Source organism: Candidatus Pelagibacter sp. uisw_091, from assembly GCF_059512525.1.
In genome coordinates, this window is the sequence record NZ_CM183455.1 from 527,434 (window position 1) to 549,636 (window position 22,203).

At 29.2% G+C, this 22,203-nt stretch carries 24 protein-coding genes; 20 read left to right on the forward strand and 4 right to left on the reverse strand.

Features of this window, described 5'->3' with window-relative positions; translation table 11 throughout:
- Positions 1-11: 11 nt before the first annotated feature.
- Both AC5YGA_RS02835 and AC5YGA_RS02840 read left to right on the forward strand, forming a co-directional pair.
- Positions 12-413: a Fur family transcriptional regulator gene (locus AC5YGA_RS02835; RefSeq protein WP_168606300.1), complete on the forward strand. Its 402-nt coding sequence runs from the start codon at positions 12-14 to the stop codon at positions 411-413.
- A complete protein-coding gene (locus AC5YGA_RS02840; protein WP_415309227.1) occupies positions 414-1,412 on the forward strand; it encodes an Ldh family oxidoreductase in 999 nt (332 codons plus the stop codon).
- Here AC5YGA_RS02840 and xth read toward each other — a convergent pair.
- Together xth and AC5YGA_RS02850 are read right to left on the reverse strand one after the other, a co-directional pair.
- Positions 1,404-2,180 carry an exodeoxyribonuclease III gene (xth, locus tag AC5YGA_RS02845; protein ID WP_415309228.1) on the reverse strand — a complete coding sequence of 259 codons (777 nt, stop codon included), beginning with the start codon at positions 2,178-2,180 and terminating at the stop codon, positions 1,404-1,406. The genes AC5YGA_RS02840 and xth overlap by 9 nt on opposite strands.
- A complete protein-coding gene (locus tag AC5YGA_RS02850; RefSeq protein WP_168606297.1) occupies positions 2,180-2,497 on the reverse strand; it encodes a HesB/IscA family protein in 318 nt (105 codons plus the stop codon). Before AC5YGA_RS02850 ends, xth begins: the two co-directional genes overlap by 1 nt.
- A gap of 50 nt (positions 2,498-2,547) precedes the next feature.
- On the opposite strand from AC5YGA_RS02850, the gene AC5YGA_RS02855 reads away from it, so the two are divergent.
- The 13 genes from AC5YGA_RS02855 to secF are packed head-to-tail and all read left to right on the forward strand — an operon-like array spanning position 2,548 to position 13,324.
- Positions 2,548-3,663: a deoxyguanosinetriphosphate triphosphohydrolase gene (locus AC5YGA_RS02855; protein ID WP_415309229.1), complete on the forward strand. Its 1,116-nt coding sequence runs from the start codon at positions 2,548-2,550 to the stop codon at positions 3,661-3,663.
- Entirely contained in the window at positions 3,663-5,396 is a 1,734-nt protein-coding gene (gene argS, locus AC5YGA_RS02860; RefSeq protein WP_496170019.1) for an arginine--tRNA ligase, read from the forward strand. The genes AC5YGA_RS02855 and argS overlap by 1 nt, the downstream gene beginning before the upstream one ends.
- Positions 5,396-5,656, forward strand: coding sequence for a hypothetical protein (locus AC5YGA_RS02865; RefSeq protein ID WP_415309231.1), 261 nt, complete (start codon positions 5,396-5,398; stop codon positions 5,654-5,656). Before argS ends, AC5YGA_RS02865 begins: the two co-directional genes overlap by 1 nt.
- The gene (locus AC5YGA_RS02870; protein ID WP_415309232.1) at positions 5,649-6,596 is read left to right on the forward strand and encodes a glycoside hydrolase family 3 N-terminal domain-containing protein; all 948 of its coding nucleotides are present in this window, start codon (positions 5,649-5,651) and stop codon (positions 6,594-6,596) included. Before AC5YGA_RS02865 ends, AC5YGA_RS02870 begins: the two co-directional genes overlap by 8 nt.
- A gap of 8 nt (positions 6,597-6,604) precedes the next feature.
- Positions 6,605-7,345 carry a segregation and condensation protein A gene (locus AC5YGA_RS02875; RefSeq protein WP_415309233.1) on the forward strand — a complete coding sequence of 247 codons (741 nt, stop codon included), beginning with the start codon at positions 6,605-6,607 and terminating at the stop codon, positions 7,343-7,345.
- Positions 7,342-8,043 carry an SMC-Scp complex subunit ScpB gene (gene scpB, locus AC5YGA_RS02880; RefSeq protein WP_415309234.1) on the forward strand — a complete coding sequence of 234 codons (702 nt, stop codon included), beginning with the start codon at positions 7,342-7,344 and terminating at the stop codon, positions 8,041-8,043. Before AC5YGA_RS02875 ends, scpB begins: the two co-directional genes overlap by 4 nt.
- Before the next feature lie 43 nt (positions 8,044-8,086).
- The gene (gene tatA / locus AC5YGA_RS02885) at positions 8,087-8,290 is read left to right on the forward strand and encodes a twin-arginine translocase TatA/TatE family subunit (protein WP_415309235.1); all 204 of its coding nucleotides are present in this window, start codon (positions 8,087-8,089) and stop codon (positions 8,288-8,290) included.
- Between the two features lie 5 nt (positions 8,291-8,295).
- Positions 8,296-8,529, forward strand: a complete 234-nt coding sequence (tatB, locus tag AC5YGA_RS02890; protein WP_415309236.1) for a Sec-independent protein translocase protein TatB — start codon at positions 8,296-8,298, stop codon at positions 8,527-8,529.
- A complete protein-coding gene (tatC, locus tag AC5YGA_RS02895) occupies positions 8,516-9,280 on the forward strand; it encodes a twin-arginine translocase subunit TatC (protein ID WP_415309237.1) in 765 nt (254 codons plus the stop codon). The genes tatB and tatC overlap by 14 nt, the downstream gene beginning before the upstream one ends.
- Entirely contained in the window at positions 9,273-10,532 is a 1,260-nt protein-coding gene (serS, locus tag AC5YGA_RS02900) for a serine--tRNA ligase (RefSeq protein WP_415309238.1), read from the forward strand. Before tatC ends, serS begins: the two co-directional genes overlap by 8 nt.
- A 53-nt stretch (positions 10,533-10,585) precedes the next feature.
- Complete coding sequence (gene yajC, locus AC5YGA_RS02905; protein WP_415309239.1) at positions 10,586-10,870, forward strand: preprotein translocase subunit YajC; 285 nt, start codon at positions 10,586-10,588, stop codon at positions 10,868-10,870.
- A gap of 12 nt (positions 10,871-10,882) precedes the next feature.
- Complete coding sequence (gene secD, locus AC5YGA_RS02910) at positions 10,883-12,436, forward strand: protein translocase subunit SecD (RefSeq protein WP_415309240.1); 1,554 nt, start codon at positions 10,883-10,885, stop codon at positions 12,434-12,436.
- Positions 12,437-13,324 (forward strand): protein translocase subunit SecF, encoded by an 888-nt coding sequence (secF, locus tag AC5YGA_RS02915; protein WP_415309241.1) that lies wholly within the window; start codon positions 12,437-12,439, stop codon positions 13,322-13,324.
- A gap of 2 nt (positions 13,325-13,326) precedes the next feature.
- On the opposite strand, the gene AC5YGA_RS02920 is transcribed toward secF, so the two are convergent.
- Together AC5YGA_RS02920 and uvrA are read right to left on the reverse strand one after the other, a co-directional pair.
- The gene (locus AC5YGA_RS02920; RefSeq protein WP_415309242.1) at positions 13,327-13,920 is read right to left on the reverse strand and encodes a urate hydroxylase PuuD; all 594 of its coding nucleotides are present in this window, start codon (positions 13,918-13,920) and stop codon (positions 13,327-13,329) included.
- Between the two features lie 27 nt (positions 13,921-13,947).
- Positions 13,948-16,827 carry an excinuclease ABC subunit UvrA gene (gene uvrA, locus AC5YGA_RS02925; RefSeq protein ID WP_415309243.1) on the reverse strand — a complete coding sequence of 960 codons (2,880 nt, stop codon included), beginning with the start codon at positions 16,825-16,827 and terminating at the stop codon, positions 13,948-13,950.
- A gap of 88 nt (positions 16,828-16,915) precedes the next feature.
- On the opposite strand from uvrA, the gene ssb reads away from it, so the two are divergent.
- From ssb to tgt, 5 genes are read left to right on the forward strand one after another with little or no spacing between them, the layout of a single operon-like run.
- Positions 16,916-17,377: a single-stranded DNA-binding protein gene (gene ssb / locus AC5YGA_RS02930; RefSeq protein WP_415309244.1), complete on the forward strand. Its 462-nt coding sequence runs from the start codon at positions 16,916-16,918 to the stop codon at positions 17,375-17,377.
- A 5-nt stretch (positions 17,378-17,382) separates the two neighbouring features.
- Positions 17,383-19,953 carry a DNA gyrase subunit A gene (gyrA, locus tag AC5YGA_RS02935; protein ID WP_415309245.1) on the forward strand — a complete coding sequence of 857 codons (2,571 nt, stop codon included), beginning with the start codon at positions 17,383-17,385 and terminating at the stop codon, positions 19,951-19,953.
- The gene (gene coaD / locus AC5YGA_RS02940) at positions 19,953-20,447 is read left to right on the forward strand and encodes a pantetheine-phosphate adenylyltransferase (RefSeq protein ID WP_415309246.1); all 495 of its coding nucleotides are present in this window, start codon (positions 19,953-19,955) and stop codon (positions 20,445-20,447) included. The genes gyrA and coaD overlap by 1 nt, the downstream gene beginning before the upstream one ends.
- Entirely contained in the window at positions 20,440-20,994 is a 555-nt protein-coding gene (locus AC5YGA_RS02945) for a peptidylprolyl isomerase (protein WP_415309247.1), read from the forward strand. Before coaD ends, AC5YGA_RS02945 begins: the two co-directional genes overlap by 8 nt.
- Positions 20,995-21,008: 14 nt before the next feature.
- Positions 21,009-22,121, forward strand: a complete 1,113-nt coding sequence (gene tgt, locus AC5YGA_RS02950) for a tRNA guanosine(34) transglycosylase Tgt (RefSeq protein ID WP_496170020.1) — start codon at positions 21,009-21,011, stop codon at positions 22,119-22,121.
- Positions 22,122-22,203 lie beyond the last annotated feature (82 nt).

Sequence of the window (22,203 nt, forward strand, 5' to 3'; positions counted from 1 at the left end):
TAGAAGTACATATGAATCATAAAGAAGAATTTTTATCTAAAAATCAGCAAATTATTTTTGATTTTATAGAAAAAGCTAAAGAACCACTTAAGGCTTATTCCATTTTATTTAATGTTAAAAAAAAAGGAATTAAAGCACCACTACAAGTTTATAGAGCACTAGATAAATTAGTAGAGATTGGAAAAATACATAAAGTAGAAAGTAGAAATGCTTTTATAGCATGTAAAAGTTCAAGTTGTGAAATCTCACAAGCAACGGCTTTTTCAATATGTAATAAGTGTGAAAATGTTTCTGAAATTAATAATCCAAAACTTTCAAAATATTTAACTAATTTTGAAGACGATACCGGAATGCAATATAATAAATATAATTTAGAGTTTTTTGGTTTATGCAAAAAATGTAAAGCTAAATAAATGAATATAATATCCTTAACATTAAATGAAATTTTAGAATTAGCTAAAAAAACATTACTAGCTAATGGATGTGATGAAGAAAATGCTAGTATCTTAGCAGATACTATTATGAGAGCCGAAAGAGATGGTTCTGTTTCTCATGGTTTGTTTAGATTACCCGCTTATGTGGCTGGCTTAAAAAGTAAAAAAATTAATGGTAAAGCAAGACCTCAATTAGAAAATATTGCTCCAAGTATTATTAAGGTACTAGGTAATAATGCAGTTGCTCCTATGGTTTTAAGTTTAGGATTACCTGCTGTTATTGATTTAGCAAAAAAAAATGGTGTAGCAGTTCTAGCTATAAAAAATTCACATCATATGGCAGCTCTTTGGCCTGAAACTGAAGCTATTGCAGAAGCAGGACTTGTTGGTATAGCTTGTACATCTTATAAGCCTGCCGTTGCACCAGCGGGTGCTACGAAACCTTTATATGGTACAAATCCAATTTCTTTTGCATGGCCTAGACCTGGTAAAACTCCAGTTGTCTATGATATGGCAACTGCTTCAATGGCAATGGGTGAAGTTCAGATCGCAAAAAGAGAAGGGCACAAAGTTCCTCTTGGAACAGGTTTAACTAAAGATGGAAAAGAAACTACCGATCCTGGAGAAATTGCTGATGGTGGTGTTATACTTCCATTTGGTGGTTATAAAGGATCTAGTATAGCAATGATGGTTGAACTATTAGCTGGTGCATTAATTGGTGAAAATTTCAGTTTTGAAACTGCTGCTAAAGACAATAACGATGGTGGCCCTCCAAGCGGTGGCGAATTTATTATAGCAATCTCACCTGAGAAAATTTCTGGCAAAGGTTGGGATAAACATGCTGATGAGTTTTTTAGTAAAATGTCAGCTATGGAGGGTGTTAGGCTTCCAGGGGAAAGAAGACATAAAAATAGACTAGATAAAGGTCCAAGAAATATTAATGAAGAACTTGTTAATAAAATTAAATCTTTAAGTTAATTCAATTTCAATAGGGGTGTGATCTGAGGGTTTTTCTTTTCCTCTAGGGTCTTTATTAATATTAACATTCCTAACTATATTTAATAAAGAATTTGATACTAAGAAGTGATCAATTCTTAATCCATTATTTTTCTGCCAAGCACCTCTCATATAATCCCAATAAGTATAACCTTCTTTTTCACCATGAATATGACGGTAGGCATCATGAAAACCTAGATTAATCATTTCTCTAAATTTTTTTCTTATCTCAAGTCTGTATAAGGCGTCATCTTCAAAACCTTTAATATTATAAGCATCTTCTGCTGAAGGAAGAATATTAAAATCACCTGCTAAAATAATGTTTTCATTTTTCTTTGAAAGAGTTTTTAGCTGTTTAATCAAAGTATCTAACCATTCTTTTTTATAAGTATATTTATCAGTATCTACAGGATTACCATTTGGAGTGTAAATGTTAATTAGTTGAATATTTTTTTTCTTATGTTTTAATTCTGCTGAAATAACCCTAGATTGTTTCAATTTATCTTTAATTAAATCTATTCTAACATTTTCTAATTTATGTTTAGAAATGATTGCTACGCCGTTATAACTTTTTTGTCCAAATACATGGCTTTCATAATCTAATGATGAAAAATCATCATAAGGAAAAGTTTCGTCCTGGGTTTTAATCTCTTGCATCATGACAACATCAGGAGAAAATTTTTGAAGGTATTCTTTAATATTATCAATTCTTGCTCTAACAGAATTAACATTCCAAGATGTGATAATCATTATATGGAGAACGAAACACCACAACCGCAAGAAGATTTGCTTTGTGGGTTAGAGATTTTAAATTGATCACCAATTAATTCTGAAACAAAGTCCACTTCTGAACCTTTTAATAAGTCTGCTGAAGTTTTATCAATGAGAATATTTTCATGTTTTAAGTCGTCTGCTTCTAATTTTTTGTCAAAAGTAAACTCATATTGAAAACCTGAGCAACCACCTCCTTTAATAGCGATTCTAAAAAATGACCCTGGATCTTTTTGAGACAACAAATTATTAATCTGTTTTATAGCTTTATCTGTAAATTTAATTTCTTTAATCATATAACAACACTGATATTACTAATATAATATCAATTTATTAAATTTAAAGTATGAATAATTACTCAAATTTAGCACTATCTAAAAGCAAAGGTCGTATTTTTAAAGAAGCCAATTCACTTTATAGAACACCATTTCAAAGAGATAGAGATAGGATTATTCACAGTGCCTCATTCAGAAGGCTAAAGCATAAAACACAAGTTTTTGTTAATACAGAAGGGGATCATTTTAGAACTAGAATTACCCATTCAATTGAAGTTGCGCAAATTGCAAGATCCATAGCTAAACATTTAGGTTTAAACGATGATCTGGCTGAAACTTTAAGTTTGGCTCATGATTTAGGACATACACCCTTTGGTCATGCTGGAGAAGACGCACTTAACGAATGCATGGCTAATTTCGGCGGCTTTGACCACAATCTTCAAACTTTAAGAATAATTATGTTTCTTGAGCATAAATATCTTAAATTTAGAGGTCTTAATTTAACATTAGAAACTTTAGATGGATTATTAAAGCACAATGGTTCAGTTGAAGATCTTTCGACAGTTAATAGGTTGATTGGATTAAAAAACTTTAAAAATAAAGTAAATTTTAATAATTCTGGTTCATTAGAAGCTCAAATATCAGCAATCTCAGATGATATTGCTTATAACAATCATGATATACAAGATGGAATCAGAGCAAAAATGTTTAATTTAAACGACTTGATTGAAATTGATTTTTTTAAAGATATTTATAAATCACATAAAAAAAATATTAAAAATAATAATAAAGATATTTTAATATATCAAATAATAAGAGATTCAATTGATCTAATGGTAAGAGACTTAATTAAAAACACCAAAAATAATCTAAAAATTAATAAGATCAAATCTTTAAATGATGTTTATAAATTAGATAATCCTATAGTATCTTTTTCAAATAAATTTTTAGAGATTGAAAAAGAAGTTAGATTTTTTTTAAGAAGCAAAATGTATAATAATAAAAAAGTATTATTAAAAAACAATCATGGAAAAAAAATTGTTAATAAACTTTTTTATAAAATTAAGAATAAGCCAAAAAAATTCTTAAATGCTGACCAATTAAAAAATGACCCCAATAGAGCAATTGCTGATTTTATTTCAGGTATGACAGATAGATATGCAATCAATTTAAACAAAAGTATTTAATGAACATTTTTGATCTCTACTTAGATAAAATAATAATTTTGATTAAAAAACTAAATAAAGATGGCTCTTTAGAAATACCTGAATCTTTAAAAGGAATTAATGTAGATATACCACCATCAAATTTTGACTGCGATATATCAACAAATGTAGCCATGGTACTATCAAAGGTTAACAAAAAATCCCCAATTGATATTGCAAACACTTTAATTGATTTAATTAAGTGTGAAGATGAACAAATTGAAACCATATCAGTAGCAAAACCTGGCTTTATCAATATTAAATTTAAAGCAATATATTGGAACAATTTTATTAAAGATATTAACAAAAATTATAAAAATTTTGGAGTAAATATTAAAGAACAAAAAAAAAGATATCTTGTCGAGTTTGTTTCTGCAAATCCTACGGGGCCATTGCATGTTGGTCATTGTCGTGGTGCAATCTTAGGAGATGTGATTTCTAATATATTAATTTTTAATAAACATGATGTTTCCAAAGAATATTATGTAAATGATTATGGTAACCAAATTATAAATTTTACAAAATCTGTCTTTTATAGAATTAGGGAAATCCTTAATAACGAAAAGTTTCCTGTTGATAATCCAGATCTTTATCCTGGTGATTATTTAGTAGATATTGCAAAACATATTATTGATAACAACAAAAATTTAAAATTTAATCAATTTGAAGATGTGTCTAAAGAATTAACGTTATTAGGTGTAGCAGAGTCTTTGAAATTAATTAAAACTAATCTGGCTAATCTGGGAATAGTTCATGATAAATTTACTAGTGAAACTCAAATAGTTTTAAATAAAGAAGTTGAAAAAGTAATTGAAAATTTAAAAGAAAAAAAATTAGTATACGAGGGAAAAATTAAAGCACCCCAAGGAGAGGATGGTGATAATTGGGTTGAAAGAGAACAACTTCTATTTAAATCAACTGATTTTGGTGATGATAAAGATAGAGCTTTGCAAAAATCTGATAAATCATGGACTTACTTTGCCAGCGATGTTGCTTATCACAATAATAAACTTAACAGAGGTTTCGATGTACTTATTAATATACTTGGGGCTGATCACGCAGGCTATATAAAAAGAATTACCTCAGTAGTAGAAGCTCTTTCTAGTGGTAAGAGAAAGCTAGTTTGTAAAGTTAGTCAGTTAGTTAAGTTAATAAAAGATGGTAAACCTTTTAAAATGTCCAAAAGGAAAGGCGACTATATTACTGTAGAAGATTTGATTTTAGAAGTTGGTAAAGATGCAACAAGATTTATTATGCTTAATAGAAGCAGTGATGTTGAACTAGATTTTGATTTTGCAAAAGTTAAAGAAAAATCAAAAGATAACCCACTCTATTATGTTCAGTATTGTTTTGCTAGAATATCATCAGTCTTTAGACATGTTGATTTAAATATAAACAAGGATTTAGATATTAATGAATATAATTTTGACTATTCCAATGATGAGATAAAGATTCTAAAAAAAATTGCTGAGTGGCCCAAATGTATTGAGGCAGCTAGTTTAAGACTAGAGCCGCATAGAATCCCTGTTTATTTGTATGAATTATCATCAGAATTTCATTCATATTGGAATATGGGAAAAGATGATCCAAGTAAAAGGTTTATTAATGATCAAAAAAAAATCCCCAATGATAAATTGGTTTTTTTAAAAGTTATATCTAATGTAATTAGATCAGGAATGAATATTGTTGGTGTTGACACACCAGAAAAAATGTAATGATAAAAGAATTAAAATACCTCTTATATCTATTTATAATTATATTGTTTTTTTTCTTATCAATAAAATATTATTTTTCAGATGATAATAAAAAAAATTCTTATAGATCATTTAAACAGCTAGATGAAAAAATTACTAAGTATTCTCAAAATATAATTTTGCTAAGAAATGATACTATCGATATTGTCGAGTATATAGAAAAAAATATTAATAATAAAAAAAATTATAATTTTTGGAAATTAATAAATAATAATGATTAACAGAAGAAGTTTAATTACAGGAATTAAATCTACAACTTTATCTGTTAAAGAAAGAAAATTTCTTCAACAATATAAACCCTGGGGTGTAATACTTTTTTCAAGAAATATAACATCTTTGAAACAGACCAAAGAATTAACAAATCAAATAAAAAGAATATTTAAAGATAAAAATTACCCTATTTTAATTGATCAAGAGGGTGGACGAGTCAATAGATTTAAAAAGATTTTTAATGCAGATTCATTAACTAGTGAATTTTTTGGTAAACTTTACATGAAAGATAAAAAAAAATTTTATGCTTATTATAAAATTTTTATTAAACAGACATCTTTTTTATTAAAATCGATTGGAGTAAATATTAACACTCTACCCGTTCTTGACTTAAGGGTGAAAGGCTCCAGTTCAATCATTGGTGACCGATCATTTTCAAAAGACCCAAAAATTGTTTCTCAAATTGGTGATATTTGTATAAATAATTTTCACTCAAATAATATAGGAACTGTCATCAAGCACATTCCTGGTCATGGTTTAGCTAAAGTAGATAGCCATGAATTAACACCTAAAGTCAATAAAGATTTAGAATATTTATTAAAAAACGATTTTTCAACTTTTAAGAAAAAGTCTAGTTTTTTTGCTATGACCGCACATATAATTTACACCAATATTGACAAGACTAATACCGCTACTCATTCTAAAAAAATAATTAAATTAATAAGAAATAATATCAAATTTAAGAATATAATAATGTCAGATGATATATCCATGAAAAGCTTAAAAAATTCTATTAAAGTTAATACTTTAAGAGCTTTTGATGCTGGTTGTGATTTAGTTCTTCATTGTAATGGAAACATTAAGGAAATGCACGATGTTGCTATTAACTCACCTTTAATAAGTAATTTTATAATTAAAAAAACATCACAATTTTACAAGATTATAAGTTAATATTTAATATGACTGATACCGATTCTAATAATTTTAATGTTGATCTTGAAAACTATCAAGGTCCTCTTGATATTCTGTTAGATTTAGCTAAAGCACAAAAAGTTGATCTAGAAAATATTTCCATAACATTATTGGCTGATCAGTTTCATTACTATATTACAAAAGAAACAAATCTTAATTTAGAGATGGCATCTGAATATCTGTTGATGGCAACTTGGTTAACATACCTAAAATCTAAACTTTTAATACCAGGAAATCCTGAGGAAGAATTTAAATTATTAGAGGTAGCTCAACAACTTAAATTACAACTAAAAAAATTAGAATTAATACGTCTTCTTTCAGATCAAATGTTAAAAAGGAAAAGATTGGGTAGAGAAATTCGTTTAAGAGGAATTAAAGGAAACATTCGTTCAATTTATAGTACTGAATATAAATTAAATCTTTATGAATTATTGAAAGCATATTCAAGTATCATTATGACAAAAGATTTTCAAAGAATGAATATACCCAAACTTCCTGTATTTACTACAGAGGATGGAATTAAGCGTATTAGAGAATTTTTTGGTAAACTGGTTGATTGGAAGAATATTAACGATTTAATCCCCCAAAATTTCAAAGACAGTATGAAATATAAAAAAACTGGTAAAGCAGGAATTTTTGCTGGGTCTCTTGAACTTGTTAAAGAGGGAAATATTTCAATAAAACAAGAAAACTTATTTGATGAAATATATATTAAGGAAATAAAGTGACTAAATTAAAAAAAGATTTAAAAACTAACATTGTAACTTTTCCAAAAAAATTAAATGATAGTGAAAGAGAGATTGAAGCTATTGTCTTTGCTGCATTAGAACCCCTTGATATTGACACTATTGAATCTAAAATTTCAAAAAAAACTGATGTTTTAAAAACTTTAAATAAACTTCAAATAGAATACTCCACAAGAGGTATCAATTTAGTCTGTATTTCAAAAAGGTGGTCATTCCGAACTTCAGAAAATTTATCAAACTTGATGTCACAAGAAAAAACTGTTGAAAAAAAACTATCTAGAGCAGCCATTGAAACACTTGCTATTATTGTTTATCACCAACCAGTGACTAGAGCTGAAATTGAAGAAATAAGAGGTGTAGCTTTTGGAACTAATACACTAGATATATTAATGGAGCTAAATTGGGTTAAACCTCAGGGCCGCAAAGAAGTTCCTGGCAAACCAATTCAATATGGAACTACAATTGATTTTTTAAGTCATTTTAGTCTTCAAAAATTATCAGATTTACCAACTGTTGATGAACTAGGTTCAGCAGGATTAATTGATAGTGCTAATATAGATGATGCAATATTTGGTACAGGTAAATTTTACAAAGAAAAACAAGAAGAAAAGAAAGAAGACATCTATGAAAATATAGATGAAATGTTAAGTGGTACACTTGAAAAAGATGAGGATGCTTAATATAGTTCTTTAAAAATATAGATATTAAGGATATACAATAATTATGGCACCAAGTATTTGGCAAATAGGAATAGTTATAGTTCTAATAGTTTTACTGTTCGGAAGAGGTAAAATATCTAGTTTGATGGGTGATGTAGCTAAAGGTATAAAGAGTTTTAAAAAAGGAATGGCAACCGACCTTCCTGAGGAAAATGAAGAATCTAAAAATATTTCCGAAAATAATCAAGATACAAAAGACAAAGAATAAATCAAATGCCCACTATTGGCTGGTTTGAGATATTAATAGTAGCTGCTGTCGCTATCGTAGTTATAGGACCTAAAGACTTTCCATTTATGCTTAAAAAAGCTGGGTCATGGATTGGAACAATAAAAAAATATATTAATAATTTGCAAAATGAAGTTAATGATCTTGACTTAAACAGTATTAATACTGAAGAACCAAAAATTAAAATTAAAAATAAAGATAAAGATAATGACAAAATCTGAAAATGATGGGGGCTTCATAAGTCACCTTGCTGAGTTAAGAAAAAGATTAATTCAATCATTTATTTTTTTGTTTATTTTTTTCATAGGATGTTATTTTTTTGCAGAACATCTTTACGGTTTCTTAGTAGAACCTTATGCTAAAGCAGTTAAAGATGATGGAAGTGAGAGAAGGTTAATTTTTACAGCTTTACAGGAAACTTTTTTAACCTATTTAAAAGTATCGTTTTTTGCTGCATTCTTTGTTACATGTCCATTTATACTAATGCAGATATGGAAATTTATTGCACCAGGTCTCTATAAACATGAAAAAATTGCAATTGTGCCATATTTAATATTAACACCAATTTTATTTTTTCTTGGCGGTATGCTTGTTTATTATTTAATTATGCCTTTAGCGATTAAATTTTTTCTATCATTTGAAAGTAGTGGTTTAACAACAGGTTTACCTATTCAATTAGAAGCTAAAGTTAATGAATATTTATCACTAGTGATGAAATTAATTTTTGCATTCGGTATAAGCTTTCAACTGCCTGTGGTTCTTAGTTTACTCGCTAGAGTAGGAGTTGTTAATGCAAAATTTCTTAGAGATAGAAGAAAGTACGTTATTGTAATAATTTTTGCGGTAGCAGCATTATTGACACCACCCGATCCCATAACTCAAATTGGCCTAGCAATACCATTATTGATTTTATATGAATTATCTATAATTTCAGTGAATATTATTGAAAAAAAGAATAAAAAAAATGCATAACATAAAAGAAATCAGAAATGATATTGAGGCTTTTAAAGAAGGTTTGGATAAAAGATTTTTAGATATAGATGTGGATAAAATTTTATCTTTAGATGAAAAAAATAGAAATTATATCCAACAAAGAGAGATTCTCGAAAAAGAAAAAAAAGAAATTTCAAAATCAAAAAATAAAAAGCTTTTTGAAAAATCTAAAAATATTTCAACTGAGATTGAAAAAATTAACAACTTACAAAAAGTTGTTAGAGAACAATTAGAGACTATTTTATCATCAATTCCAAATATACCATATTTAGATGTGCCTATTGGCAAAGATGAAAACTCAAATATAGAAGTTTCAAAATCTGGAATAATCCCTAAATTTTTATTTAAACCTATGTCTCATTATGAATTAGGTGAAAACTTAGATATGTTAGATTTTGATCTAGCAACCAAAACTACAGGTTCAAGATTTGTTTTTGTAAAAGATAAACTTGCTTTATTAGAAAGAGCATTGTCTAATTTTATGCTCGACACTCACGTTAATACTAATGGTTATAAAGAGATTTCACCCCCATTGATTGCAACAGATTCTACCATGTTTGGAACTGGTCAATTACCAAAATTTGATAATGACCAATTTGAACTCAAACTTGACGACTCTACTGATAGAAAATTTTTAATTCCTACAGCAGAAGTAATTTTAACAAATATAGTCAAGGACCAAATTATTGATAAAAAAAATCTACCAATGAGAATGGTTGCTTCAACTCCTTGTTTTAGAAAAGAAGCTGGAAGTTATGGTAAAGATACTAAAGGGATGATCAGACAGCATCAATTTTACAAAGTTGAAATGGTGAGCATAGTTGAGACTGATAAGTGCTTATTTGAACTTGAAAGAATGACTAATTGTGCAACTAGGATATTAGATTTATTGGAACTTCCTTATAGAAAAATTATTTTATGTACAGGTGACATGGGTTTTAGTGCAGAAAAAACATTTGATATTGAAGTTTGGCTTCCATCAGAAGGCAAGTATAGAGAAATTTCAAGTTGTTCTTCTTGTGGCTCATTTCAAGCTAGAAGAATGAAGGCAAGATACAAGAATGACAAGAAAGAAACAGTTCTTGTTGGCACTTTAAATGGAAGTGGATTAGCAGTTGGTAGAACTTTAGTGGCTATATTAGAAAATTACCAACAGGAAGATGGTTCTATTAATGTGCCTAAAGTTTTAAAGCCATACATGAATAATATTGAGAAAATCTCTAAGATTTAAAGTTGTTTTAATTAGATAGATGTTGTAAGTATTCACTTTAATCAAGGAGATTTATGGATCAAGGAATAGGCCAGTTTATACCACTAATTTTAATTTTTGTTATTTTTTACTTTTTTTTAATAAGACCTCAACAAAAGAAAGTTAAAGAGCATAAAGCCATGGTAGAAAACTTATCAAGAGGAGACAAGGTCGTAACGTCTGCTGGAATTATTGGAACAATTGAGAGAATTATTGATAATGAAAAAGTTGAAGTACAAATTGCTGACAACGTTAAAGTAGAAATTATCAAATCCACAGGTATTCAAGGATTACTTAACTCCCCTGAAGTAAAAAAATAACATTTAACTAAAGTGTTATACTTTTCTAAATTAAGAATTACCTTAGTTTCTTTAGTATCAATCTTTTTTATTTTTATTGCTGCATCAAATTTTCAGAACTCTGAAGATAGCCTTATTTCAAAAAAGATAAACTTAGGTTTGGATCTACAAGGTGGTTCATATCTTTTACTTGAAATTGATAATGGACCTGTTGAAATTCAAAAATTACAAAATACAACCACTGTTATTAGAAATTTTTTAAAAGATAAGAAAATAACTTTTAATGACCTGAGAATAGAAAATAAAAAAATAATATTTAATGTTTCCAATGATAATATCAAGTTAGTTGAAACTCTTTTTCTTGATAAAGAAAGTGATATTAATCCTTACTATAACCAATATAAATCTCATCAGTTTGATTTAGAAATACAAAATAATGAATTCTCTTTAACTCTTTCAAAGTATGGACTTATTGAAATCAAAACTTCTTCACAAGATCAAGCTTTAGAAATAGTTAGAAGAAGAGTTGATGAGGTTGGTACTAATGAACCCAATATATTAAAAAGAGGTAATAATAGAATTTTAGTTGAACTTCCAGGTCTTGATGATCCTATGCGTATAAAGTCACTTTTAGGAAAAACTGCAAATTTAACATTTAGATTTGTCACTCAAAACAATAATGACACTTTTGGAACTGAAATGCTTCAGTTTGAAGATGGAACTAGCGAAGCAATGGTCAGTAAAAGAATAATCTTAAATGGTGAGAATTTACTGGATGCTCAACCACAAATGAATAATCAAACAAACGAAACTGTAGTATCATTTACTCTTGATAGAGTGGGGGCTAAAAGATTTGGTAAAGCAACTAGTACAGGTGTTGGTAAGCAATTAGCAATTGTTCTAGATGGTAAAATTGTTAGTGCTCCGGTAATTAGGGACACTATAGCAAGTGGAAATGGCCAGATTAGTGGAAATTTTACATTCCAATCTGCGACTGACTTAGCTTTACTCCTAAGATCAGGAGCATTACCAGCACCACTTAACATAATTGAAGAAAGAACAGTAGGACCTGACCTTGGTCAAGACTCAATTAATGCAGGGGTTATCGCTCTTATGATTGGTTTTTTATTAGTTATAATTTTTATGTTTTTTAAATACAAAATATTTGGTCTAATTGCCAACATAACACTACTAATTAACTTATTCTTTTTAGTTGGTATTTTAACTTTATTTGAAGCAACATTAACACTTCCAGGTATTGCAGGTATTATTTTAACAGTTGGTATGGCAGTTGATGCCAATGTATTGATTTTTGAAAGAATTAAAGAAGAATGTAAGAAAGAAAAAAATAATATAATAGCTTTTGATACAGGTTATGTAAAATCAAAAACTGCAATTATAGATGCAAATATAACCACATTAATTGCAGCTGTAATCTTATTCTTTATGGGCTCCGGACCTGTTAAGGGCTTCTCTGTGACTTTAGCTGTAGGAATTTTTACTACATTGTTTTCAGTTTATTTTATTGCAAGAATGCTTACTGGTCTTTACGTGGTAAGAAATAAAGAAAAAACTAAACTAATATAAATGATTAATTTTAATAAATTTTATAAACTATTTAATCTCATCTCTTTAAGTTTAGTTGTGGTATCTGTTATATTGTTATTTTTTAAAGGACTCAATTTTGGTGTAGATTTTAAAGGTGGGACTTTAATAGAACTAAGGTCTAATGATAAAAATATTAATGTCACTTCTTTAAGGCAATCATTTAATAAAATGAATTTAGGAGATTTTAATGTTAAAAAATTTGGTAATGAAAATGATTTTTTAATTAAGATAGAGAAAAAAGACACAAGTGCAAATGCTATTGAAGCTATTAAAAAAGATTTAACCTCTTCTTTGGATGGATCTTTTAATTTCAGAAGAGTTGAAAATGTAGGCCCTAAAGTTAGCTCTGAATTATTAAAGTCTGGTATTATTGCAATCGCACTATCTCTAGCCGCAATGTTATTTTACATATGGATAAGATTTGAATGGCAATTTAGCTTAGGTGCAATTTTAGCCCTATTTCATGATGTCATTATAACACTAGGTCTTTTCTCACTATTTAGTCTAGAAATAAATCTATCAATAGTTGCCGCCGTTTTAACTATAGTTGGTTATTCAATGAACGATACTGTTGTTATTTATGACAGAGTTAGGGAAAATTTAAGAAAGTTTTCTGATATCAAGATTTATGAACTTACAAATATCTCAATCAATGAAACTCTTTCTAGAACTATAATTACATCAGCAACAACATTGCTTGCTTTAGTTTCAATTTATTTATTTGGTGGGGAAATATTAAAAGGTTTTTCTTTAGCCATGATAATGGGTGTTGTATTTGGAACTTATTCTTCAATCTATATAGCTAATCCGATACTAGTAAAACTTAGAGTTTCACAAAAAACAATCCTAAAAGAAGATACAGAGTAAATTTAATAAAGGTTTTGAGCTGCTACCATTGAAAGTAACATTGGTAACGATAAAAGAGTATTTGTTCTTGAAAACAACATTGCTGTTCTTGCTGATTTTGCCTTAACATCAGGTTCACATTCAACAATACCTAATGCTCTTTTTTGATTTGGCCAAATTATAAACCAAACATTAAATGCCATATATAAACCAAGCCACATACCAATACCGATAGCTGTATTTTTTCCACCACCACCTAAAGTCATAGCATCGTGTAAATAACCATTTAAATAAGCTAAAATTAATCCTGATATTATAGTAAGTAAAGCAGCCCATCTAAAATAAAACAATGCGGCTGGAGCTATAACTTTGCCTATAGCAGGTTTTTGTTCATCAGGGATTTTCGGCATGTTTGGAATTTGTACAAAGTTAAAATACCAAAGAAGCCCAATCCACATAATAGCAACTGTTACATGGATCAATCTTGTTAACCAACTCCAAAAAATTGTATCAAAATCGAAACCACCATTACCATAAAATAACCCTAGAAAAAAGATTATAGCTAAAGCTAATGATGCATGAATTGTTTTTGGTAGAGATGATAGTAAATTTCCCATAATAAGAATCCTTTATACACTAATTGTTTAAATCTTTAACTTCTTTTTAAATTTTTCTTCGAGCATAGGTTTTAAGAATTCGCCAGTATAACTACCTTTTATTTTGATAATATCCTCAGGTTTACCCTCTGCGATAATATTACCACCTTTGACACCACCTTCAGGTCCCATATCGACAATATAGTCTGCTGTTTTAATTACATCCAGATTATGTTCAATAACAACAACTGTATTTCCTAGAGCTACAAATGTGTGCAATATTTCTAATAGTTTTTTAATATCGTGCTGATGAAGACCTGTAGTAGGCTCATCTAATATGTACATAGTTCTTCCTGTAGATCTTTTTGATAATTCCTTAGCTAATTTAATACGTTGAGCCTCACCACCAGAAAGTGTTGTTGCCTGCTGTCCAATTTTTATATAACCAAGCCCAACTTTTTTTAATGTTAATAGCTTAGTTTTTATATTTGAAATGTTTTCAAAATATTCACATCCCTCATCAACAGACATATCCAAAACATCGGCAATACTTTTATCTTTGAATTTTATCTCAAGAGTTTCTCTATTGTACCTGGTTCCCTTGCATTCATCACACTGGATATAAACATCAGGTAAGAAGTGCATCTCGTATGTAATTACACCATCACCTTCACAAGCTTCACATCTTCCACCTTTAACGTTAAATGAAAATCTTCCAGGTTTGTATCCTCTTGTTTTTGATTCTGGTAATGCTGTAAACCAATCTCTAATGGGGCCAAAAGCTCCTGTATAAGTTGCTGGGTTTGACCTAGGTGTTCTTCCTATAGGAGACTGATCTATATCAATTATTTTATCTATAAGCTCAACACCTTTATAACTCTTAAATTCTTTAGGGACTTTTCTAGCTTTGTTATTCAAAGTTAAATTTAACGCATGATATAATGTTTGTAATATTAGTGTTGATTTACCGCTACCTGAAACACCAGTTACGCAAGTAAAACTTCCTGTTGGAATTCTAAGATTAACGTTGTTCAAGTTATTTCCACTAGCACCATTAATTTCAACAAATCTTCCATTTTTTGCAAGCCTTCTGGTTCTTGGAATTTCTATATACTTTTTATGAGATAAGTATTGACCAGTAATACTGTTTTTATTTTTTAGTATTTCATCATAAGTACCTTGTGCAATTATTTCACCACCATTAGTTCCGGCTTCTGGACCCATATCTATTATATGATCTGCATTTTCCATAGTTTCCGTATCATGCTCAACAACAATTACAGTGTTACCTAAATCTCTAAGTCTTTTTAATGCATTTATTAATTTAACATTATCTTTTTGATGTAATCCTATAGAGGGTTCATCAAGTACATACAGTACACCAGTTAATCCAGAACCTATTTGTGATGCGAGTCTTATTCTTTGAGCCTCACCCCCAGAAAGAGTACCTGACTCTCTTGATAATGTTAAATATTCAAGTCCAACATTTAAAAGAAACGTTAGTCTTTCATTAATTTCTTTTAAAATATGTTCTGCTATCTTAAATTGTCGTTTATCAAGATTTTGCTCTAAACCTTTGAACCATTTAGCTGCATCTAGAATAGATTTTTTAGTTACTTCGCTTATATTCTGATTATCAATTTTAACACATAAGGCTTCTTCTTTTAATCTATTACCGTTACATCCTTCACAATCAGAATCAGATTGGTATTCAGCTATCGCTTCTCTCTTCCATTCACTGTCAGATTCAAGAAATCTTCTTTCAAGATTATTTATTACACCTTCAAAAGTTTTTTTATGAGAATATTTTTCATAACCATCATCATAAACAAACTTAATTTCTTCTTCATCCGATCCAAACAATATTACATCTCTAAATTTTTTTGGAAGTTTTTTCCATCTCTCATCTAAAGAAATTCCATAATGTTTAGCAATAGAGGCTAAGGTTTGAGCGTAATATAATGTTGTTGATTTGGCCCATGGCTCTATAGCACCATCAGCTATACTTTTTTTCTCATCAGGAACTACTAAATTTGGATCTACATTCAATTTAATACCTATGCCCTCACATTCTGCACACGCTCCGTAAGGACTATTAAAAGAAAAAAGTCTTGGCTCAATCTCTTCAATTGTAAAACCACTTTCTGGACAAGCAAATTTTGTAGAATAAATTAATTTTTCAATTTTTCTAAATTTTTGTGGCAATGTTTCATCTTCGTACTCAACAAATACCAATCCATTTGATAAATTTACAGCTGTCTCAATACTTTCAGCAAGTCTATTACCAAGATTTGAATTCAAGACAATTCTATCAACTAAAACAGATATGTCATGCTTGAGCTTTTTATCTAAATTAGGTGCATTATCAATTTCATATATGACTTCATCAATTTTAATTTTTCTAAAACCTCTTCTTTTATAACTTAAAATATCTTTTCTATACTCACCTTTACGACCTCTAACCACAGGAGCAAAAATATAAATTGTAGATTTTTTAGGTAATTTTTTTATTAAATCAACGATTTGGGTTATTGTTTGCGATGTAATTGGCTTTCCTGTGAATGGTGAGTAGGGAACACCAGCCCTTGCATACAACACTCTCATATAGTCATAAATTTCAGTAACTGTTGCAACAGTTGATCTTGGATTTTTAGATGTATTTTTTTGCTCTATGGCTATAGCTGGACTTAATCCCTCGATAAGATCAACATTTGGTTTTTTCATTTTATCCAAAAATTGACGAGCATAAGCTGATAAACTTTCAACGTATCTTCTTTGTCCTTCGGCATAGACAGTGTCAAATGCTAATGAGGATTTTCCTGAACCAGAAAGACCAGTAATTACAACAAACTGATCTTTAGGTATTTCTACTGAAACATTCTTTAAGTTATGCTCTTTTGCACCCTTAATAACTATCTTTTTAATCATAATTTTAGTTGCTTTAAATTAATAAAATTAATATTGAGTTTATATTGTGATATAAAATTAATTAAATTAATAAAGAATTATAAATATTATGGCTGGAAGTTTAAATAAAGTATTATTAATTGGGCGTTTAGGCGCAGACCCAGAAATCAAACAAATGTCAAATGGCAAAAGTCTTGCTACCTTAAGTTTAGCTACTAGCCAATCATGGAAAGACAAGACAACAGGTGAAAAAAAAGAAAAGACAGAGTGGCACCGTATAGTTGTATTCAATGATGGGTTGGTAAATGTTGTTCAGCAATATTTAAAAAAAGGTGCACAGATTTATGTTGAAGGACAAATAACAACTAGAAAATGGAAAGACGAAAAATCTGGTCAAGACAAGTATTCAACAGAAATTGTAATTCAAGGATATAACTCTTCCCTAACAATGTTGGGTGGTGGAAACACTGGCGGTGGTGGTATTCAAAATGACAATTCGCAAGCTGTTGCTAGCAATCCTGATGATAGCCCCCAAGCCCCTAATGATATGGATGATGAAATTCCATTTTAGTTTCTATGAAAGATACAGAAATTCCTAAAGACAAAAATATAAAACTCATTTCAATGCACGATGAGATGAGCTCATCCTACTTATCTTATGCTATGAGTGTAATTGTTAGTAGAGCACTTCCAGATGTTAGAGATGGTTTAAAGCCTGTGCACAGAAGAATACTATTTGCCATGTATAAAGGTGGTTATGATTGGTCAAAACAGTTTAGAAAATCTGCAAGGATTGTAGGTGATGTTATTGGTAAATATCACCCTCATGGTGACCAGTCGGTTTATGATGCTCTCGTTAGAATGGTTCAGGATTTTTCAATGAGCTTACCTTTAGTTCAAGGGCAAGGTAATTTTGGGTCAATAGATGGTGATCCGGCTGCAGCAATGAGGTACACAGAAACAAGATTAGCTAAAGTTTCACAATACTTAATTGATGACATAGAAAAAAATACTGTTGATTATAAAAGTAACTATGATGAAACAGAAAAAGAACCAACTGTTTTACCTGCTCAATATCCTAATTTATTAGTAAATGGAGCCGGTGGTATCGCTGTTGGAATGGCAACAAGTATTCCCCCTCATAACCTTGGTGAAATAATAAATGGAACTTTAGCCTTAATTGAAAATAAAGATCTCAAAATTAAAGAATTAATGAAACACATACCCGGTCCCGATTTTCCAACCGGTGGAGTTATTATTGGAAAAGAGATTATTAAAGCTGGTTATAATGTTGGTAGAGGATCTTTTAAAATTAGAGGTGAGATTAGTGTTGAAGCACAAAAAAATGGCAGAGAAAGACTTGTCATTACTTCAGTGCCTTACCAAGTTAATAAATCAGTTTTAAACGAGAGAATAGCTCAATTAGTAAGAGAGAAAAAAATTGAAGGCATTAGAGATATAAGAGACGAGTCAAACAGAGAAGGTATACGTGTTGCAATTGACTTAAGAAATGGCGTTGAGCCAGAAACAATTAAAAGACAACTTTATAAAAATACGTCCATAGAAAGCTCATTTGGTTTTAATACGCTTGCCATTGTTGATGGAAAGCCAAAGATTTGTAATTTAAAAGATTTTTTAACTAATTTTTTAAAATTCCGTGAAGAAGTAGTTATTAAAAAAACTAAATTTGATTTAAAAAAAGCAGAAGATAGAGCTCACATATTAATTGGTCTTTCTGTATCAGTAGAGAATCTAGATAAGATTATAAAGATTATAAGATCATCAAAAACTCCTGATGATGCTAAAAAATCTTTATTAACTATTAAATGGAAAATTAATAAATCTTTAAAGTTAATTTCTCTAGTTGAAGACAAAAAAAGTAAAAATTTATATTCATTTTCTGATACACAAGTTGTAGCAATTTTAGAACTTAGACTTCAAAAATTAACTGCCTTAGGGATAAATGAAATTGAAGTAGAGATTAAAAAATTAGCAGATTTAATCAAATCTTTTAAAAAAATTCTTAATTCAAAAAAAGAACTATTAAAAGTTATAAGCGAAGAGCTTATGTCTATTAAAGAAAAATTTGCTGTGCCAAGAAGAACTAAGATTATTGACGCTATATTAAACTACGATATCGAAGAAACAATCCAAAAAGAATCAGTAATCATTACTGTAACTCTTCAGGGTTATATAAAAAGAGGCGCTCTAAGTAATGTTAAGCAACAAAAAAGAGGTGGAAAAGGAAAGTCAGGTATCACTACAAGAGATGCTGATTCTGTTATTCAAACTTTATCTGTCAATACTCATACAGCTGTTTTATTCTTTTCAACAGAGGGGCTAGTTTATAAGATTAAAGCATGGAAAATTCCTGAAGGATCAACTACTTCAAAAGGTAAATCATTATTTAATATTTTACCTTTGAAAAGTCACCAATCGATTAGCTCTATAATGCCATTTCCTGAAGATGAAAGTGATTTGAAAAATCTACAAATAGTTTTTGCTACAGCAAAAGGGAAAGTAAGAAAAAATAGTCTTGAAGATTTTTCATCCATTAATGCAGCTGGAAAAATTGCAATGAAACTTGATTCTAGTGATAAAATTGTTGGTGTTGAAATATGCAAAGATGATCAAGATATAATGCTAAGTACAAAAAATGGAAAATGTATTAGATTTGAATCAAAAAAACTTAGAATATTTAAAGGAAGATCTTCAAAAGGAATTAAGGGAATCGAATTAGCTCCTAGTGATGAAATAGTTTCTCTCTCAATTGTAAATCAAAATAAAGGAAAAAAAGATAATAAAGATAAAAATGATGACTCAACAAAACAAGAAAGATTTGTTTTATCAATTACAGAAAATGGTTTTGGAAAGAAAACTTCTCATTTAGATTACAGGGTAACTAATAGAGGTGGTAAGGGTATCATTGGTATAATCAATTCTCCTAGAAATGGCAATATTTGTTCTTCTTTTCCAGTTTTTGAACTAGATGAAATAATGATATCAACAAACAAGGGTAGAGTTATTAGAGTTGCAGTTAAAGAAATAAGAACTGCTGGAAGAAATACTCAAGGTGTAAGAATTATTAAACTATCTGGTGATGAAAAAGTTGTTTCAGCAATAAAAATTGATGATAACTTGGCTTAATGAAAAAAGTCGCCATATATCCTGGCACGTTTGATCCAATAACGTTTGGTCATATTGATGTTATCAAGAAAGCTTTAAAGTTATTTGACAAAGTTGTAGTTGCGGCATCGGATGGAACAAATAAAAATTATCTTTTCAACTCATCTGAGCGTATCGAATTAGTTAAAAAAGCACTTTTTGTTGATTTAAGATTTGATAAAAAAAAAATTGAAATTATTTCTTTTACTTCTTTAACAACAGATTTGTGCAAAAAATATAAGTCAAATATTATTTTAAGAGGTTTAAGAGCTGTTTCTGACTTTGAATATGAATTTCAATTAGCAGGAATGAATAGAAAATTAAATAACAATATAGAAACAATTTTTTTGATGTCCGATGTCGAGAATCAAATAATTTCGTCCAAATTTGTAAAGGAAATTGTACGATTAAAGGGAGATATCAAAAAATTTACTACAAAAAGTACAATAATGTCTTTAAAAGAAAAATATGAATAAATTTTTAACAAAATTCTTAATTTTATTTTTTATACTAACCAACAACTTAATAGCAAAGGAAAATATAATGATTTTAAAACTTAAAGATGGAGATGTTAAAATTGAGCTTTTTGAAGACATAGCCCCAAATCACGTTAAGAGAATTAGGCAACTTGCTGATGAAGGGAAATATGATGGTGTGGTTTTTCACCGTGTGATTGATGGTTTTATGGCCCAAACTGGTGATGTCAAATTTGGTAACTCATCAAGCAAAGAGTTTAATTTAAAGAGAGCTGGAATGGGTGGCTCTGAATTGCCAGATCTTAAAGAAGAGTTTAGTGATCTACCTCACGAAAGAGGAACACTATCTATGGCAAGATCTCAAGATCCAAATAGTGCTAATAGTCAATTTTTTATTTGTTTTAAAGAAGCATCATTTTTAGATAGACAATATACTGTGTTTGGTAAAGTTATTGAAGGTATGGAGCTAGTTGATAAAATTAAAAGAGGTGATGAAAATAATAACGGTTCAGTTTCTGATCCAGATAAGATTATCAGTTTTAAATAATTTCCATAATATAGATGGCATTAAAAAAATTCAAATTTAATGTTATTGAAAATGATAAATTTGCAAGAGCTGGGTTAATTGAAACTCATAGAGGAAATATTCAAACACCAGCTTTTATGCCTGTTGGAACTCAAGCCACAGTTAAAGCCTGTTTAATTGATGATGTTATCAAAACAGGTTCTGAAATAATTTTATCAAATACATATCATTTAATGATTAGACCTGGTGTTGATAGAATAATATCTGCAGGAGGCCTTCATAAATTTATGAATTGTAAGCTTCCTATTCTGACTGACTCAGGTGGCTTTCAAGTCATGTCTCTTTCAAAACTTAATAAAGTGGATAGAAACAAAGGTGCAATTTTTAATTCTCATGTAGATGGTAAAAAATTTGTATTAAGTCCTGAAGAAAGCATAAGGATTCAAAAAGGTTTAAATTCAGACATTGTGATGATAATGGATGAATGTCCTAAAAAAACTACTGACCATAATATTATTAACAAATCTATGGAATTATCTATACATTGGGCTGAAAGATCTAAAGTAGCTTTTGGATTAAATCCTCATAAAGCACTTTTTGGAATAGTTCAGGGAGGTTTATTTAAAGACTTAAGAATCAAATCTCTTAATTCACTTACAAAAATTGGCTTTGATGGTTATGCTATTGGTGGTTTAGCTGTTGGAGAGACTCAAAATGAAATGTTTAATGTATTAGATGATATTAAAGAAGAAATGCCCAAAGACAAACCAAGATATCTTATGGGCGTTGGAACTCCTGCCGATATTTTAGGAGCTGTAAAGAGAGGAGTGGATATGTTTGATTGTGTAATGCCTACTAGATCTGGCAGAACGGGGCTAGCCTTCACTTGGAATGGTAGAATAAATATAAAAAATAACAAATTTAAAAATGATAATGATCCATTAGATAAACATTGTGCAAATTTAAGTTTGAATAAGTACTCCAAAAACTATTTAAACCATCTTTTTAATACGAATGAAATTTTAGGCTCAACACTCTTAACACTTCATAACATCAATTTTTATCAAGAATTAATGTCTGCTATTAGAGATAGTATTAAAAAAGGAATATTTGATAACTTTCATGATGAATACATTGATAAGTTGTAATTTAAATATTTGCAATTACTCAAGTTATGGAATAAATAATTGTTTTTTGGTAATAAAATTTATTTAGTATAGATATTTTTTT

What these genes read in the sequence shown, in the direction of transcription:
- AC5YGA_RS02850 (WP_168606297.1), bottom strand. Translation starts at nt 2,497, where the DNA reads ATGATTAAAGAAATTAAATTTACAGATAAAGCTATAAAACAGATTAAT.
- ssb (WP_415309244.1), top strand. Translation starts at nt 16,916, where the DNA reads ATGGCTGGAAGTTTAAATAAAGTATTATTAATTGGGCGTTTAGGCGCA.
- secF (WP_415309241.1), top strand. Translation starts at nt 12,437, where the DNA reads ATGATTAATTTTAATAAATTTTATAAACTATTTAATCTCATCTCTTTA.
- AC5YGA_RS02920 (WP_415309242.1), bottom strand. Translation starts at nt 13,920, where the DNA reads ATGGGAAATTTACTATCATCTCTACCAAAAACAATTCATGCATCATTA.
- AC5YGA_RS02870 (WP_415309232.1), top strand. Translation starts at nt 5,649, where the DNA reads ATGATTAACAGAAGAAGTTTAATTACAGGAATTAAATCTACAACTTTA.
- argS (WP_496170019.1), top strand. Translation starts at nt 3,663, where the DNA reads ATGAACATTTTTGATCTCTACTTAGATAAAATAATAATTTTGATTAAA.
- serS (WP_415309238.1), top strand. Translation starts at nt 9,273, where the DNA reads ATGCATAACATAAAAGAAATCAGAAATGATATTGAGGCTTTTAAAGAA.
- coaD (WP_415309246.1), top strand. Translation starts at nt 19,953, where the DNA reads ATGAAAAAAGTCGCCATATATCCTGGCACGTTTGATCCAATAACGTTT.
- tatC (WP_415309237.1), top strand. Translation starts at nt 8,516, where the DNA reads ATGACAAAATCTGAAAATGATGGGGGCTTCATAAGTCACCTTGCTGAG.
- AC5YGA_RS02865 (WP_415309231.1), top strand. Translation starts at nt 5,396, where the DNA reads ATGATAAAAGAATTAAAATACCTCTTATATCTATTTATAATTATATTG.
- yajC (WP_415309239.1), top strand. Translation starts at nt 10,586, where the DNA reads ATGGATCAAGGAATAGGCCAGTTTATACCACTAATTTTAATTTTTGTT.
- gyrA (WP_415309245.1), top strand. Translation starts at nt 17,383, where the DNA reads ATGAAAGATACAGAAATTCCTAAAGACAAAAATATAAAACTCATTTCA.
- tgt (WP_496170020.1), top strand. Translation starts at nt 21,009, where the DNA reads ATGGCATTAAAAAAATTCAAATTTAATGTTATTGAAAATGATAAATTT.
- AC5YGA_RS02875 (WP_415309233.1), top strand. Translation starts at nt 6,605, where the DNA reads ATGACTGATACCGATTCTAATAATTTTAATGTTGATCTTGAAAACTAT.
- AC5YGA_RS02835 (WP_168606300.1), top strand. Translation starts at nt 12, where the DNA reads ATGAATCATAAAGAAGAATTTTTATCTAAAAATCAGCAAATTATTTTT.
- uvrA (WP_415309243.1), bottom strand. Translation starts at nt 16,827, where the DNA reads ATGATTAAAAAGATAGTTATTAAGGGTGCAAAAGAGCATAACTTAAAG.
- AC5YGA_RS02840 (WP_415309227.1), top strand. Translation starts at nt 414, where the DNA reads ATGAATATAATATCCTTAACATTAAATGAAATTTTAGAATTAGCTAAA.
- xth (WP_415309228.1), bottom strand. Translation starts at nt 2,180, where the DNA reads ATGATTATCACATCTTGGAATGTTAATTCTGTTAGAGCAAGAATTGAT.
- tatA (WP_415309235.1), top strand. Translation starts at nt 8,087, where the DNA reads ATGGCACCAAGTATTTGGCAAATAGGAATAGTTATAGTTCTAATAGTT.
- AC5YGA_RS02945 (WP_415309247.1), top strand. Translation starts at nt 20,440, where the DNA reads ATGAATAAATTTTTAACAAAATTCTTAATTTTATTTTTTATACTAACC.
- AC5YGA_RS02855 (WP_415309229.1), top strand. Translation starts at nt 2,548, where the DNA reads ATGAATAATTACTCAAATTTAGCACTATCTAAAAGCAAAGGTCGTATT.
- tatB (WP_415309236.1), top strand. Translation starts at nt 8,296, where the DNA reads ATGCCCACTATTGGCTGGTTTGAGATATTAATAGTAGCTGCTGTCGCT.